Origin of the sequence: Streptomyces sp. NPDC007929 (assembly GCF_042959065.1) — a bacterium.
Lineage (GTDB): Bacteria > Actinomycetota > Actinomycetes > Streptomycetales > Streptomycetaceae > Streptomyces.
Genome location: NZ_JBIBKD010000004.1, coordinates 170,854 through 183,061, shown reverse-complemented (window position 1 = coordinate 183,061; position 12,208 = coordinate 170,854). Strand labels below are relative to the sequence as shown.

General features: G+C 69.9%; 12 protein-coding genes. 10 read left to right on the top strand and 2 right to left on the bottom strand.

What is annotated here, in order from left to right; translation table 11 throughout:
- Positions 1-237: 237 nt before the first annotated feature.
- From ccrA to pssA, 7 genes are all read left to right on the top strand, one after another.
- Entirely contained in the window at positions 238-1,581 is a 1,344-nt protein-coding gene (ccrA, locus tag ACFZDE_RS14440) for a crotonyl-CoA carboxylase/reductase (RefSeq protein ID WP_390995302.1), read from the top strand.
- Positions 1,582-1,596: 15 nt separating this feature from the next.
- On the top strand, positions 1,597-3,645 hold the full coding sequence (locus ACFZDE_RS14435) for a methylmalonyl-CoA mutase family protein (protein ID WP_391200066.1): 2,049 nt from the start codon (positions 1,597-1,599) through the stop codon (positions 3,643-3,645).
- Positions 3,642-4,601: an aldolase/citrate lyase family protein gene (locus ACFZDE_RS14430; protein ID WP_390995296.1), complete on the top strand. Its 960-nt coding sequence runs from the start codon at positions 3,642-3,644 to the stop codon at positions 4,599-4,601. The genes ACFZDE_RS14435 and ACFZDE_RS14430 overlap by 4 nt, the downstream gene beginning before the upstream one ends.
- 2 nt (positions 4,602-4,603) lie before the next feature.
- Positions 4,604-5,116, top strand: a complete 513-nt coding sequence (locus ACFZDE_RS14425) for a MaoC/PaaZ C-terminal domain-containing protein (protein ID WP_391200497.1) — start codon at positions 4,604-4,606, stop codon at positions 5,114-5,116.
- 2 nt (positions 5,117-5,118) lie between these two features.
- Positions 5,119-6,324 carry an acyl-CoA dehydrogenase family protein gene (locus tag ACFZDE_RS14420; protein WP_390995294.1) on the top strand — a complete coding sequence of 402 codons (1,206 nt, stop codon included), beginning with the start codon at positions 5,119-5,121 and terminating at the stop codon, positions 6,322-6,324.
- A gap of 170 nt (positions 6,325-6,494) precedes the next feature.
- A complete protein-coding gene (locus ACFZDE_RS14415; RefSeq protein WP_033309199.1) occupies positions 6,495-7,151 on the top strand; it encodes a phosphatidylserine decarboxylase in 657 nt (218 codons plus the stop codon).
- 58 nt (positions 7,152-7,209) lie between these two features.
- The gene (gene pssA, locus ACFZDE_RS14410) at positions 7,210-7,992 is read left to right on the top strand and encodes a CDP-diacylglycerol--serine O-phosphatidyltransferase (protein ID WP_037832427.1); all 783 of its coding nucleotides are present in this window, start codon (positions 7,210-7,212) and stop codon (positions 7,990-7,992) included.
- Positions 7,993-8,079: 87 nt separating this feature from the next.
- Here pssA and ACFZDE_RS14405 read toward each other — a convergent pair whose 3' ends face one another.
- Positions 8,080-9,198, bottom strand: a complete 1,119-nt coding sequence (locus tag ACFZDE_RS14405; RefSeq protein ID WP_391200495.1) for a glycerate kinase — start codon at positions 9,196-9,198, stop codon at positions 8,080-8,082.
- 201 nt (positions 9,199-9,399) lie between these two features.
- Here ACFZDE_RS14405 and ACFZDE_RS14400 point away from each other — a divergent pair, with 201 nt between their 5' ends.
- From ACFZDE_RS14400 to ACFZDE_RS14390, 3 genes are all read left to right on the top strand, one after another.
- Complete coding sequence (locus ACFZDE_RS14400; protein WP_391200065.1) at positions 9,400-10,371, top strand: ADP-ribosylglycohydrolase family protein; 972 nt, start codon at positions 9,400-9,402, stop codon at positions 10,369-10,371.
- A 44-nt stretch (positions 10,372-10,415) separates the two neighbouring features.
- A complete protein-coding gene (locus ACFZDE_RS14395) occupies positions 10,416-10,910 on the top strand; it encodes an NUDIX domain-containing protein (protein WP_391200064.1) in 495 nt (164 codons plus the stop codon).
- A 79-nt stretch (positions 10,911-10,989) separates the two neighbouring features.
- The gene (locus ACFZDE_RS14390) at positions 10,990-11,721 is read left to right on the top strand and encodes a Sir2 family NAD-dependent protein deacetylase (RefSeq protein ID WP_391200063.1); all 732 of its coding nucleotides are present in this window, start codon (positions 10,990-10,992) and stop codon (positions 11,719-11,721) included.
- Here ACFZDE_RS14390 and ACFZDE_RS14385 read toward each other — a convergent pair.
- Positions 11,718-12,200, bottom strand: coding sequence for a methylated-DNA--[protein]-cysteine S-methyltransferase (locus ACFZDE_RS14385; RefSeq protein WP_390995285.1), 483 nt, complete (start codon positions 12,198-12,200; stop codon positions 11,718-11,720). The two genes, ACFZDE_RS14390 and ACFZDE_RS14385, sit on opposite strands and share 4 nt — an antisense overlap.
- Positions 12,201-12,208: the final 8 nt, after the last annotated feature.

Genomic DNA, 12,208 nt, shown 5'->3' with positions numbered 1-12,208 from the left:
GCACTCAGTGCCTTGCGGGGTGACACGCGGTGTCATACGTTGAAGAGGTCCGGACGACGTCCCGGCGAGCTCACCCGCTTGCCCGTCCGGGCGCCTGCGTCACAGGCAACCTCCCGCGCCACCCAGCGCTGCCGATCAGCACCACCGCCGAACCGACGGCACACCCTCAACCCTCAGCAGCACCGACGTACCCATCGGCGCCCCTCCCTCAGGGCGCTCACCGCCGGAGGCAACACCGTGACCGTTAAGGACATCCTGGCCGCGATCCAGTCGCCCGACTCCACGTCGGAGGACTTCGCCGCCCTCCAGATCCCCGAGTCGTACCGCGCGATCACCGTGCACAAGGACGAGACGGAGATGTTCGCCGGACTCGCCACGCGCGACAAGGACCCCCGCAAGTCGATCCACCTGGACGAGGTGCCGCTGCCCGAGCTCGGCCCGGGCGAGGCCCTGGTGGCCGTCATGGCCTCCTCGGTCAACTACAACTCGGTGTGGACGTCGATCTTCGAGCCGCTGTCCACCTTCGGCTTCCTGGAGCGCTACGGCCGCACCAACGAGCTGGCCAAGCGCCACGACCTGCCGTACCACATCATCGGCTCCGACCTCGCGGGCGTCGTGCTGCGCACCGGCCCGGGCGTCAACGCCTGGCGGCCCGGTGACGAGGTCGTCGCGCACTGCCTGTCCGTCGAGCTGGAGTCCAGCGACGGCCACAACGACACGATGCTCGACCCCGAGCAGCGCATCTGGGGCTTCGAGACCAACTTCGGCGGCCTCGCCGAGATCGCGCTGGTGAAGTCCAACCAGCTGATGCCCAAGCCGGACCACCTCAGCTGGGAGGAGGCCGCCGCCCCCGGTCTGGTCAACTCCACCGCCTACCGGCAGCTGGTCTCCCGCAACGGCGCCGGTATGAAGCAGGGCGACAACGTCCTGATCTGGGGCGCGAGCGGCGGACTCGGCTCCTACGCCACCCAGTTCGCGCTGGCCGGCGGCGCCAACCCGATCTGTGTCGTCTCCAGCGACCAGAAGGCGGACATCTGCCGCTCGATGGGCGCCGAGGCGATCATCGACCGCAACGCCGAGGGCTACAAGTTCTGGAAGGACGAGAACACCCAGGACCCCAAGGAGTGGAAGCGCTTCGGCAAGCGCATCCGCGAGCTCACCGGCGGCGAGGACATCGACATCGTCTTCGAGCACCCCGGCCGCGAGACCTTCGGCGCGTCGGTGTTCGTCACGCGCAAGGGCGGCACCATCACCACCTGCGCCTCGACCTCGGGCTACATGCACGAGTACGACAACCGCTACCTGTGGATGTCGCTGAAGCGGATCATCGGCTCGCACTTCGCCAACTACCGCGAGGCCTGGGAGGCCAACCGGCTCATCGCGAAGGGCAAGATCCACCCCACCCTGTCGAAGGTGTACTCCCTCGAGGACACCGGCCAGGCCGCCTACGACGTGCACCGCAACCTGCACCAGGGCAAGGTCGGCGTGCTGTGCATGGCCCCCGAGGAGGGCCTGGGCGTGCGTGACCACGAGAAGCGCGCCCAGCACATCGACGCCATCAACCGCTTCCGCAACATCTGAGACCCGGGGTCATAGATGACTGAGCGTCAGCCCGCCGAAGGCGTGCGGGAGAAGGACCGGCCGTGGCTCATGCGCACGTACGCCGGCCACTCCACGGCCGAGGCGTCCAACGAGCTGTACCGGCGCAACCTCGCCAAGGGCCAGACGGGTCTGTCGGTGGCGTTCGACCTGCCGACGCAGACCGGCTACGACTCCGACCACATCCTCGCCCGTGGCGAGGTCGGCCGGGTCGGTGTGCCGATCGGGCACGTCGGTGACATGCGCCGGCTGTTCCAGGACATCCCCCTGGAGCAGATGAACACCTCGATGACGATCAACGCCACCGCCATGTGGCTGCTGGCGCTCTACCAGGTCGTCGCCGAGGAGCAGGGCGCGGACATCACCAAGCTCCAGGGCACGACCCAGAACGACATCGTCAAGGAGTACCTGTCCCGGGGGACGCACGTCTTCCCGCCGGGGCCGAGCCTCCGTCTGACGACGGACATGATCGCGTACACGGTCTCCCACATCCCGAAGTGGAACCCGATCAACATCTGCAGCTACCACCTGCAGGAGGCGGGCGCCACACCGGTGCAGGAGATCGCGTACGCGATGTCCACCGCGATCGCCGTCCTCGACGCCGTGCGCGACTCCGGCCAGGTGCCGCAGGAGCGCATGGGCGACGTCGTCGCGCGCATCTCGTTCTTCGTGAACGCGGGCGTCCGTTTCGTCGAGGAGATGTGCAAGATGCGGGCGTTCGGCCGCATCTGGGACCGCATCACCCGCGAGCGGTACGGCATCGAGAACCCCAAGCAGCGCCGCTTCCGCTACGGCGTCCAGGTCAACTCCCTGGGCCTGACGGAGGCACAGCCGGAGAACAACGTCCAGCGGATCGTGCTGGAGATGCTGGCCGTCACCCTCTCCAAGGACGCCCGCGCGCGTGCCGTGCAGCTGCCCGCCTGGAACGAGGCCCTGGGCCTGCCGCGCCCCTGGGACCAGCAGTGGTCGCTGCGCATCCAGCAGGTGCTGGCGTACGAGAGCGATCTGCTGGAGTACGAGGACATTTTCGAGGGCTCGAAGGTGATCGAGGCGAAGGTGGCGGAGCTGGTCGAGGCGTCGTTCGCCGAGATCGACCGCATCCAGGAGATGGGCGGCGCGATGGCGGCCGTCGAGTCCGGCTACCTCAAGTCGCAGCTGGTCGCCTCGCACGCCGAGCGCCGGGGCCGGATCGAGTCCGGCCAGGAGAAGATCATCGGTGTCAACGCCTTCGAGGGAACCGAGCCGAATCCGCTGACCGCCGACCTGGACACCGCGATCCAGACGGTGGACCCGGCGGTCGAGGCCCGGGTCATCGCCGGTCTTGAGCAGTGGCGGAACAGTCGCTACCAGCCGCCGTTCAACCACCCGCGGCCCTGCAAGGCCCTGGAGCGGCTGAAGGAGGCCGCGCGCGGCGAGGAGAACCTCATGGAGGCCACCCTGGAGTGCGCCCGCGCCGGGGCGACGACCGGCGAGTGGGCCGGGGCGCTGCGCGAGGTGTTCGGCGAGTTCCGGGCGCCCACGGGTGTCTCCTCGGCGCCGGTGGCCGTTCCGGTCGAGGAGGGCAGCGCGCTGGCCGTGGTCCGCCGCAAGGTCGACCTGACGGCCAAGGACCTGAACGTGGGCAAGCTGCGCTTCCTGGTCGGCAAGCCGGGCCTGGACGGCCACTCCAACGGCGCCGAGCAGATCGCGGTGCGCGCGCGGGACGCCGGCTTCGAGGTGGTCTACCAGGGCATCCGGCTGACGCCGGAGCAGATCGTGGACGCGGCCCTCGCCGAGGACGTGCACGCGGTCGGCCTGTCCATCCTGTCCGGCTCACACGCCCAGCTGGTGCCGGACGTCCTCGAACGGCTGCGTGTGGCCGGTGCCACAGATATACCCGTGATCGCCGGTGGCATCATCCCGAATGGTGACGCCGAGCAGCTCAGGGCAGCCGGAGTGGCCGCGGTCTTCACCCCGAAGGACTTCGACATCACCGGGATCATCGGCCGCATCGTCGACGAGATCCGGAAAGCGAACAAGCTCGACCCCCTGGAGGTCCCCGCATGACCGTCAACCGTCTGCGTCCCCGCCGCTCCTGTCTCGCGGTGCCGGGAAGCAACCCCCGCTTCCTGGAGAAGGCGCAGGGCCTCCCGGCGGACCAGGTCTTCCTGGACCTGGAGGACGCGTGCGCGCCGCTGGCCAAGCCCGAGGCGCGGCACACCATCGTCAAGTTCCTCAACGAGGGCGACTGGACGGGCAAGACGCGGGTCGTGCGCGTCAACGACTGGACGACCGAGTGGACGTACCGCGATGTCGTCACGGTCGTCGAGGGCGCCGGCCAGAACCTCGACTGCATCATGCTGCCGAAGGTGCAGACGGCCCAGCAGATCGTCGCGCTGGACCTGCTGCTGACGCAGATCGAGAAGACGATGGGCTTCGAGGTCGGCAAGATCGGCATCGAGGCGCAGATCGAGAACGCGCAGGGCCTGAACAACGTCAACGAGATCGCGCAGGCCTCCCCGCGCGTCGAGACCATCATCTTCGGCCCGGCCGACTTTATGGCGTCCATCAACATGAAGTCGCTGGTCGTGGGCGAGCAGCCGCCCGGCTACCCGGCGGACGCCTACCACTACATCCTGATGAAGATCCTGATGGCCGCCCGCGCCAACAACCTCCAGGCGATCGACGGCCCCTACCTCCAGATCCGCAACATCGACGGCTACCGCGAGGTCGCCCAGCGCGCCGCCGCACTCGGCTTCGACGGCAAGTGGGTGCTGCACCCGGGCCAGGTCGAGGCGTCCAACGAGATCTTCTCGCCGTCGCAGGAGGACTACGACCACGCCGAGCTGATCCTGGACGCGTACGACTACTACACGTCCGAGGCGGGCGGCAAGAAGGGCTCGGCGATGCTCGGCGACGAGATGATCGACGAGGCCAGCCGCAAGATGGCGCTGGTCATCTCCGGCAAGGGCCGCGCCGCCGGTATGCAGCGCACCAGCAAGTTCGAGATTCCGGAGGCGTGACCATGCAGTTCGGGCGCACCTACGAGGAGTTCGAGGTCGGGGCGACGTACAAGCACTGGCCGGGAAAGACGGTCACGGAGTACGACGACCACCTGTTCTGTCTCCTCACCATGAACCACCACCCGCTCCACATGGACTCGAACTATGCGGAGAAGACGACCGACTTCGGCAAGAACGTCGTCGTCGGGAACTACATCTACTCGCTGCTGCTCGGCATGAGCGTGCCGGACATCTCCGGCAAGGCGATCGCCAACCTGGAGATCGAGTCGCTCAAGCACGTGGCGCCGACCTTCCACGGCGACACGATCTACGGCCAGACGACCGTGCTCGACAAGTGGCCGTCGAAGTCGAAGGACGACCGCGGCATCGTCTACGTGGAGACCAAGGGCTACAAGCAGGACGGCACGCTGGTCTGCGTGTTCCGCCGCAAGGTGATGGTGCCGACCGAGACGTACATCAAGGAGCGCGGCGGCGAGCAGCCCGGCCGCCCCGAGCTCAGGGAGCAGGAGAAGTAGCCATGGCGCGACTCGCCCAGACCGCCGGTCTGACGGACATCCAGCAGGAGATCCTGTCCACCGTCCGGGACTTCGTGGACAAGGAGATCATTCCGGTCGCGACCGAGCTGGAGCACCGCGACGAGTACCCGCAAGCGATCGTCGACGGCCTCAAGGAACTGGGCCTGTTCGGCCTGATGATCCCCGAGGAGTACGGCGGCCTGGGCGAGTCCCTCCTGACGTACGCGCTGTGCGTCGAGGAGATCGCCCGGGGGTGGATGTCGGTGTCCGGCATCATCAACACCCACTTCATCGTGGCGTACATGCTCAAGCAGCACGGCACGCAGGAGCAGAAGGACCACTTCCTGCCGAGGATGGCGGCCGGCGACATCCGGGGCGCGTTCTCGATGTCGGAGCCGGGCCTGGGTTCGGACGTGTCGGCGATCACGTCGAAGGCGGTGCGGGACGGCGAGGAGTACGTCCTGAACGGCCAGAAGATGTGGCTGACGAACGGCGGAACGTCGTCTCTGGTGGCCGTGCTGGTCAGAAGTGACGAAGGTCACCCCGAGGGTACGGCGCCCCACAAGTCGATGACGACCTTCCTCGTCGAGAAGGAGCCCGGGTTCGGCGAGGTGCGTCCCGGCCTCACCATCCCCGGCAAGATCGACAAGATGGGCTACAAGGGGGTCGACACCACCGAGCTCATCATGGATGGCCTGCGGATTCCCGCCGATCGCGTGCTCGGCGGGGTCACCGGCCGTGGCTTCTACCAGATGATGGACGGCGTCGAGGTCGGTCGCGTCAATGTGGCGGCGCGTGGCTGTGGGGTCGCTCAGCGTGCGTTCGAACTGGGCGTCCAGTACGCGCAGCAGCGTCACACCTTCGGGAAGGCGATCGCCCAGCACCAGGCGATCCAGTTCAAGCTGGCCGAGATGGCTACCAAGGTCGAGGCCGCCCATGCGATGATGGTGAACGCAGCACGCAAAAAGGACTCCGGGGAGCGAAACGACCTCGAGGCCGGGATGGCGAAGTACCTCGCCTCCGAGTACTGCAAGGAGGTCGTCGAAGACGCCTTCCGGATCCACGGCGGCTACGGCTTCTCCAAGGAGTACGAGATCGAGCGCCTCTACCGCGAGGCCCCGATGCTGCTCATCGGTGAAGGTACCGCCGAGATCCAGAAAATGATCATCGGCAGGCGGCTGCTCGAAGAGTATCGATTCCAGGGCTAGATGTCCGGATACGGGGTGTTTTCTTGGAGAAGAAGATCACACCCCGTCAACACTCTTCTGCCGCCGACTCGGCTGCCTGGCTTACCCAGTTACGGCTCCGAGCCGCTACGATCGCCGGAAAGCCGCCGTCCCCCGTCAGAGTGCGGCATCATCCGCTACGAAGGTCATCCATGCCCCACAGCCAAACCTCTGCACCACGCGACAGCCGGGCCGGCGTACGCCTCGCGCGCGGAGCATCGCCGTGGCTCCTTCCGACCGTCGCCACCGCAGCCCTCAGTCTGGCGCGGGCCCGGCGCTCCGGCGCCGCCAAGGCCGTCGCCGTTCCCGCCACCGCGCTCGCGGCGGGAATGCTGTGGTTCTTCCGCGACCCCGAGCGCGAGATCACCCAGGGCCGGGTCATCTCGCCCGCCGACGGTGTGGTGCAGAGCATCATGCCGTGGAAGGACGGCCGCACGCGCGTCGCGATCTTCATGAGCCCGCTGAACGTCCACGTCAACCGCGCGCCCCTGGCGGGCACGGTGACGTCGGTCGAGCACATCCCCGGTGGCTTCGTTCCCGCCTTCAACAAGGAGAGCGAGAACAACGAGCGTGTCGTCTGGCACTTCGACACCGAGCTCGGCGACATCGAGATGATCCAGATCGCCGGCGCGGTCGCCCGTCGCATCGTCCCCTACCTGCCTCAGGGCACCAAGGTCGAGCAGGGCGAGCGGATCGGCCTGATCCGCTTCGGCTCGCGTGTCGACCTCTATCTGCCCGAGGGCGTGGAGGTCGCGGTCGAGGTGGGACAGAAGACCGTGGCTGGGGTGACTCGCATTGACCGTGATTGATCCTGATACCAAGGCCGGCTGGGTCCCGGAGGCCGACGAGGTGGACGAAGAAGAGGAGATGCCCCTCTCTCTTCGCCTGTCGATAGCGGACACGCTGACGCTCGGCAACGCCACGTGCGGCTTCATGGCGGTGTACTTCACCACCACCGGCATCCTGATCCCCGACCTCATGGGCAGCCAGGAGTCCGGCATGGCGCGCAACAGCGCGGCCACGGCGGTCATCCTGATGCTGTGCGCGGCGGTCTTCGACCTGTTCGACGGCCTGGTCGCGCGCAAGCTGCGCTCCTCCCCCATGGGCGCCGAGCTGGACAACCTCTCCGACCTGATCAGCTTCGGCCTGGCGCCGGCGTACTTCGTCCTCGTCTACGGCATGGTGGCCGAGGGCGCGTACCAGCGGGTCGCGGCGGTCGGGGCGATCGTGGTGCTGCTGGCGGTAGTGCTACGGCTTGCCCGGTTCTCGTGCGTCACGGTCAAGGACGGCACCTTCCAGGGCATGCCGTCACCGTTCGGCGCACTGACGGTCGTGTCCATCGTGCTGCTGGAGCTGCCCTTCGTGGCGACGCTGCTGGCGATCCTGGGAACGGCGTGGCTGATGGTGAGCCGCGTGGAGTACCCCAAGCCGCGGGGCCGGCTCGCCGTGGCGATGCTGTCCTGGATCGTCGTGGGCATGGGCATGATGGCGGCCTGGGCGTTCGACGCGCCGAGCGGCCAGCTGCTGCTCCAGACGGGCTGTGCGCTCCAGCTGGTGATGGGTGCGGTGATCCCGCTGTTCGCGACGGCCCGCCGGGTGAACAACTTCCGCGGCAATCGCCGCGAGGCGCGGGCGGCGCAGCTGCCGTAGCGACGGAAGACATGAGGAAGGCCCCGAGCTCTCGGCTCGGGGCCTTTCTCATGTCCGCGGCGCTGGGGACAGGCGAAGGCGCCCGGCTCAGGTCAGGAAGTCCCTGGCGATGCGTTCCGCGACCCGCTCCAGGATCGGTCCCGCCTCGGCGATGCACTTCGCCACGTCCGGTTCCTCGTCCGTCAGGGGGTAGGCCCTGCGAAAGCCGGCCCGGCCCAGGGTCTGGGGCGGCAGGGCGAGACGGCCGCAGACCGCCACGACGTCCTTGTCCGCGGCACGGGCCGCCGCGGCGACACCGGCCGGGGCCTTGCCGTGCAGGGTCTGCTCGTCGAGGGAGCCCTCGCCGGTGATGACCAGGTCGGCGCGGTCCAGGGCGGGTGCGAAGCCCAGGACGTCGAGCATCACCTCGATGCCGGGGCGGAACCGGGCGCCCAGCAGCAGAGCGCCGTAGCCGATGCCGCCCGCCGCTCCGGCGCCCGGCGACGCCGCGTACTCGGCCGCCTCGGGGCCGACAGCGGCCTCCAGCACCTTCGCGAAGTGCGCCAGCGCGGTGTCCAGGGCCGTCACATCGTCGGGCGAGGCGCCCTTCTGCGGGCCGTAGACCGCGGGGGCGCCCTTCGGGCCGGTCAGCGGATTGTCGACGTCGCTCGCGAGGACCAGCTCGACCTCGCTGAGGCGGGGGTCGAGGCCCGACAGGTCGGCCGTGGCCAGTGCGGCCAGTCCGCCGCCGCCCGGGGGCACCGGCTCGCCGTCGGCGTCCAGGAACCGGGCGCCCAGCGCGGACAGCATCCCGGCGCCGCCGTCGGTGGTGGCGCTGCCGCCGACCCCGAAGACGATCGTGCGGGCGCCCGCGTCCAGCGCGGCCCGCAGCAGCTCGCCGGAGCCGTACGTGGAGGCCGTGAGCGGGGCGAAGACCCCGTCGGGCAGCCGTTGCAGCCCGCTCGCCTCGGCCATCTCCACGACCGCGGTGCCCTCGCGCAGCGCGTACGCCGCCGTCACCTCGTCGCCGAGGGGGCCGGCGACCCGTACCTCCCGGCGCTCGAAACCGGCCGCGACGGCCGCGGCCACGGTCCCGTCGCCGCCGTCGGCCACGGGCAGCGCCTCGACCTCGAGCCCGGGCAGCACCCGGTGCAGTCCGGCCGTGACCCGCTCGGCGACCTCGACGGCCGTCAGCGACCCCTTGAACTTGTCCGCGGCGACGAGCACCCGCCGTGTCCCACGGGTGTCGCTCACTGCAGCGTCCGCCACTTGCACTCCCCTTGCTCTCCGGGCCCTCACGCATGTCAGGGCCAGTCGCGCCGCTGTGACCTTAACCGGAGGAGCCCCCGCCCGTCAGCCTTTGCCCACCCCCTGGACCGGCGTCCTCAGCGGCGCGGGGAACTGCGCGAACACGGGTAGACGGCAACCATGACCCTCGTTGACACCGGAACGGCGCTCTCCGACCGCATCCTCGGCGGCTGGACCGGCCGCATCGCGGGAAACATGCTGGGCAAGCCGGTCGAACAGGGCGATGTGTGGACCCGCGCCCGCATCGACCGCTACCTCGAAGGGGCCTCGGCGCTGCCGCTCACCGACTACCTGCCCGAGCCGGTCAGCGAGCGCGACGGGGCCGAGCTGCGCCCCGAGTGGCGCCAGTGCGTCCGCGGTCGCATCCACGGCAGCTGCCGTGACGACGACGTCGACTACGCGATCCTCGGCCTCGACCTGCTGGAGACCCACGGCTTCGGCTTCAGCACGGAGCAGGTCGGCGAGCTGTGGCTGCTGCGGCTGCCGTATCTGCAGACGTTCACCGCCGAGCGGGCGGCGTACCGCAACCTCGCGAGCGGGCTGAGGCCGCCGCTGACGGCGACGTACGACAACCCCTACCAGGAGTGGATCGGCGCCCTCATCCGCGCCGACGTCCATGGCTGGACAAGCCCGGGTGACCCGCGCCGGGCCGCCTTGCTGGCCCGCCGGGACGCGGTGCTGTCGCACACCGGCAACGGGGTGTACGGCGCGATGTGGGCGGCGGCGCTGATCGCGGCGGCGTTCACGGCGCCCACCGTGCGGCGCGCCGTCGACGAGGCCCTGGCGGTGATCCCGGCGAGCAGCCGCCTGGCCCGCGCGGTACGGCGGGTGGTCTCGCTGCACGACACCCGGATGTCCTGGGAGGACACGCTGACCACGGTCGCCGAGGAGACCGCGGGCATGGGCTGGATCCACACCGTCCCGAACGCCGCCGTCCTCACCGCCGGTGTGTTCGGCGGGGCCGGCGCCATCGCCGACCAGTGGAAGGCCCCGCTGGAGGACACGGTCCGCAGCGCGGTCTTCGGCTTCGACGGGGTACGGATCAGCGAGCTGGCGCAACGGACGCTGCGGCTGGCGGAGCGGGCGGCCTGATCGAGCGGATGTGAGGCGGACGGCCCGGTGGATACCCTGCACCGATGACCGCCTCCGCTGACTACGCCGCCTACATCGCCTCGCTGCCCCGTGTCCTGGCCGGTGCCGCCACCCTGTTCCGGGACGGTGAGGGCCGTGTGCTGCTCGTCGAGCCGAACTACCGGGAGGGCTGGGTGCTGCCCGGCGGCACCGTCGAGTCCGACGACGGCGAGTCCCCGCGGCAGGGCGCGCGGCGCGAGACGGCCGAGGAGATCGGCCTGGACCGGGAGCCCGGCCGGCTGCTGGTGGTGGACTGGGTGCACGGCACGGGCCGCCCGCCGCTGGTGGCGTACGTGTACGACGGCGGAGTGCTGGGCGAGGACGAGTTCAAGGCGATCCGCCTCCAGGAGGAGGAGCTGCTGTCCTGGCGCCTGGTCTCCCGAGAGGAACTGCCGGAGTATCTGCGGGGCACCCTGCGCGGCCGGGTCCTGGCCGCACTGGACGTGCTGGCGGACGGCTCGGGCACGGCGGAGCTGGAGGACGGACGGCGGGTGTTCTGACCGGCCCGGCCGCATCCCCTCGGCACACCGCCCGATATCCCGTCGCCGCCGCCCCGGGGCCCGTCCTAGTGTCGGTGGCATGACCAAGCCGCTCGTCGCCCTGCTCACCGGTGCCGGCATCAGCACGGATTCCGGGATCCCGGACTACCGCGGGCCAGGCGGGCTGTGGCGGCGGGATCCCGAGGCCGAGAAGCTCGTCACGTACGAGTACTACATGGGCGATGCCGGGATCCGCCGTCGCTCCTGGCTGATGCGGCGCGAGACGGGAGCGTTGCGGGCCGAGCCCAACGCGGCGCACCGGGCGGTGGCGGAGCTGGAGCGGTCCGGGGTGCCGGTCCGGGTGATCACGCAGAATGTGGACGGGCTGCACCAGCTCGCGGGGATGCCCGCCCGCAAGGTGCTCGAACTGCACGGCTCGGCACGGAGTGTCGTCTGCACTGGCTGCCGGGCCCGCGGTCCGATGGCGGACGCGCTCGCCAGGGTGGAGGCGGGCGAGGAGGATCCGCCCTGCCGGGAGTGCGGCGGGATCCTGAAGCCGGCGACGGTGATGTTCGGTGAGCGGCTCGACCCCGTCGTCCTCGGCGAGGCGGCCGCCATCAGCAAGGCCTGCCAGGTCTTCGTGGCCGTCGGCACGAGCCTTCAGGTTCAGCCCGCCGCCGGTCTCGCCGGTGTGGCCGCCGACCACGGCGCCCGCCTGGTCATCGTCAACGCCGAGCCGACCCCGTACGACGACCGTGCCGACGACATCGTCCGCGATCCCATCGGCACGGCGCTGCCGGAGTTGCTGCGCGGGCTCGGGGAGACCCCCTAGAACAGGGCGGCGCCCCGCTCGAGGTCCAGCAGGCGCCGCTTGCGTTCCAGGCCGCCGCCGTAGCCGGTCAGGCCGCCGTTCGCGCCGATGACGCGGTGGCAGGGGACGATGATGCCGATGGGGTTACGGCCGTTGGCGAGGCCGACGGCGCGGGAGGCGGTGGGGGCGCCGAGGGTGTGGGCGAGCTGCCCGTAGGTGCGGGTCTCGCCGTAGGGGATGCCGCGCAGCGCGTCCCAGACGGTGCGCTGGAACGGGGTGCCGGTCAGGCGCAGTTCGACGGTGAACTCCTTGAGTTCGCCCGCGAAGTAGGCCTTCAGCTGCTCCTCAGCCTGCGCGAACAGGGTGTCGTCGCGGGTGCCGAAGGTCTCCTGCCGCGGACGGTGGCGCTGGTCGGTCATGTACAGGCCGCACAGGACGCCGTCCTCGGCGACGAGGGTGAGGGGGCCGTACGGGCTGTCGGTCACGGTGTGCTGCTTCATCGGACGTC

Coding starts and splice junctions, on each gene's coding strand:
- ACFZDE_RS14400 (WP_391200065.1), top strand. CDS start 9,400: ATGACCCTCGTTGACACCGGAACGGCGCTCTCCGACCGCATCCTCGGC.
- ACFZDE_RS14390 (WP_391200063.1), top strand. CDS start 10,990: ATGACCAAGCCGCTCGTCGCCCTGCTCACCGGTGCCGGCATCAGCACG.
- ACFZDE_RS14435 (WP_391200066.1), top strand. CDS start 1,597: ATGACTGAGCGTCAGCCCGCCGAAGGCGTGCGGGAGAAGGACCGGCCG.
- ACFZDE_RS14415 (WP_033309199.1), top strand. CDS start 6,495: ATGCCCCACAGCCAAACCTCTGCACCACGCGACAGCCGGGCCGGCGTA.
- pssA (WP_037832427.1), top strand. CDS start 7,210: ATGCCCCTCTCTCTTCGCCTGTCGATAGCGGACACGCTGACGCTCGGC.
- ACFZDE_RS14420 (WP_390995294.1), top strand. CDS start 5,119: ATGGCGCGACTCGCCCAGACCGCCGGTCTGACGGACATCCAGCAGGAG.
- ACFZDE_RS14395 (WP_391200064.1), top strand. CDS start 10,416: ATGACCGCCTCCGCTGACTACGCCGCCTACATCGCCTCGCTGCCCCGT.
- ACFZDE_RS14430 (WP_390995296.1), top strand. CDS start 3,642: ATGACCGTCAACCGTCTGCGTCCCCGCCGCTCCTGTCTCGCGGTGCCG.
- ACFZDE_RS14385 (WP_390995285.1), bottom strand. CDS start 12,200: ATGAAGCAGCACACCGTGACCGACAGCCCGTACGGCCCCCTCACCCTC.
- ACFZDE_RS14425 (WP_391200497.1), top strand. CDS start 4,604: ATGCAGTTCGGGCGCACCTACGAGGAGTTCGAGGTCGGGGCGACGTAC.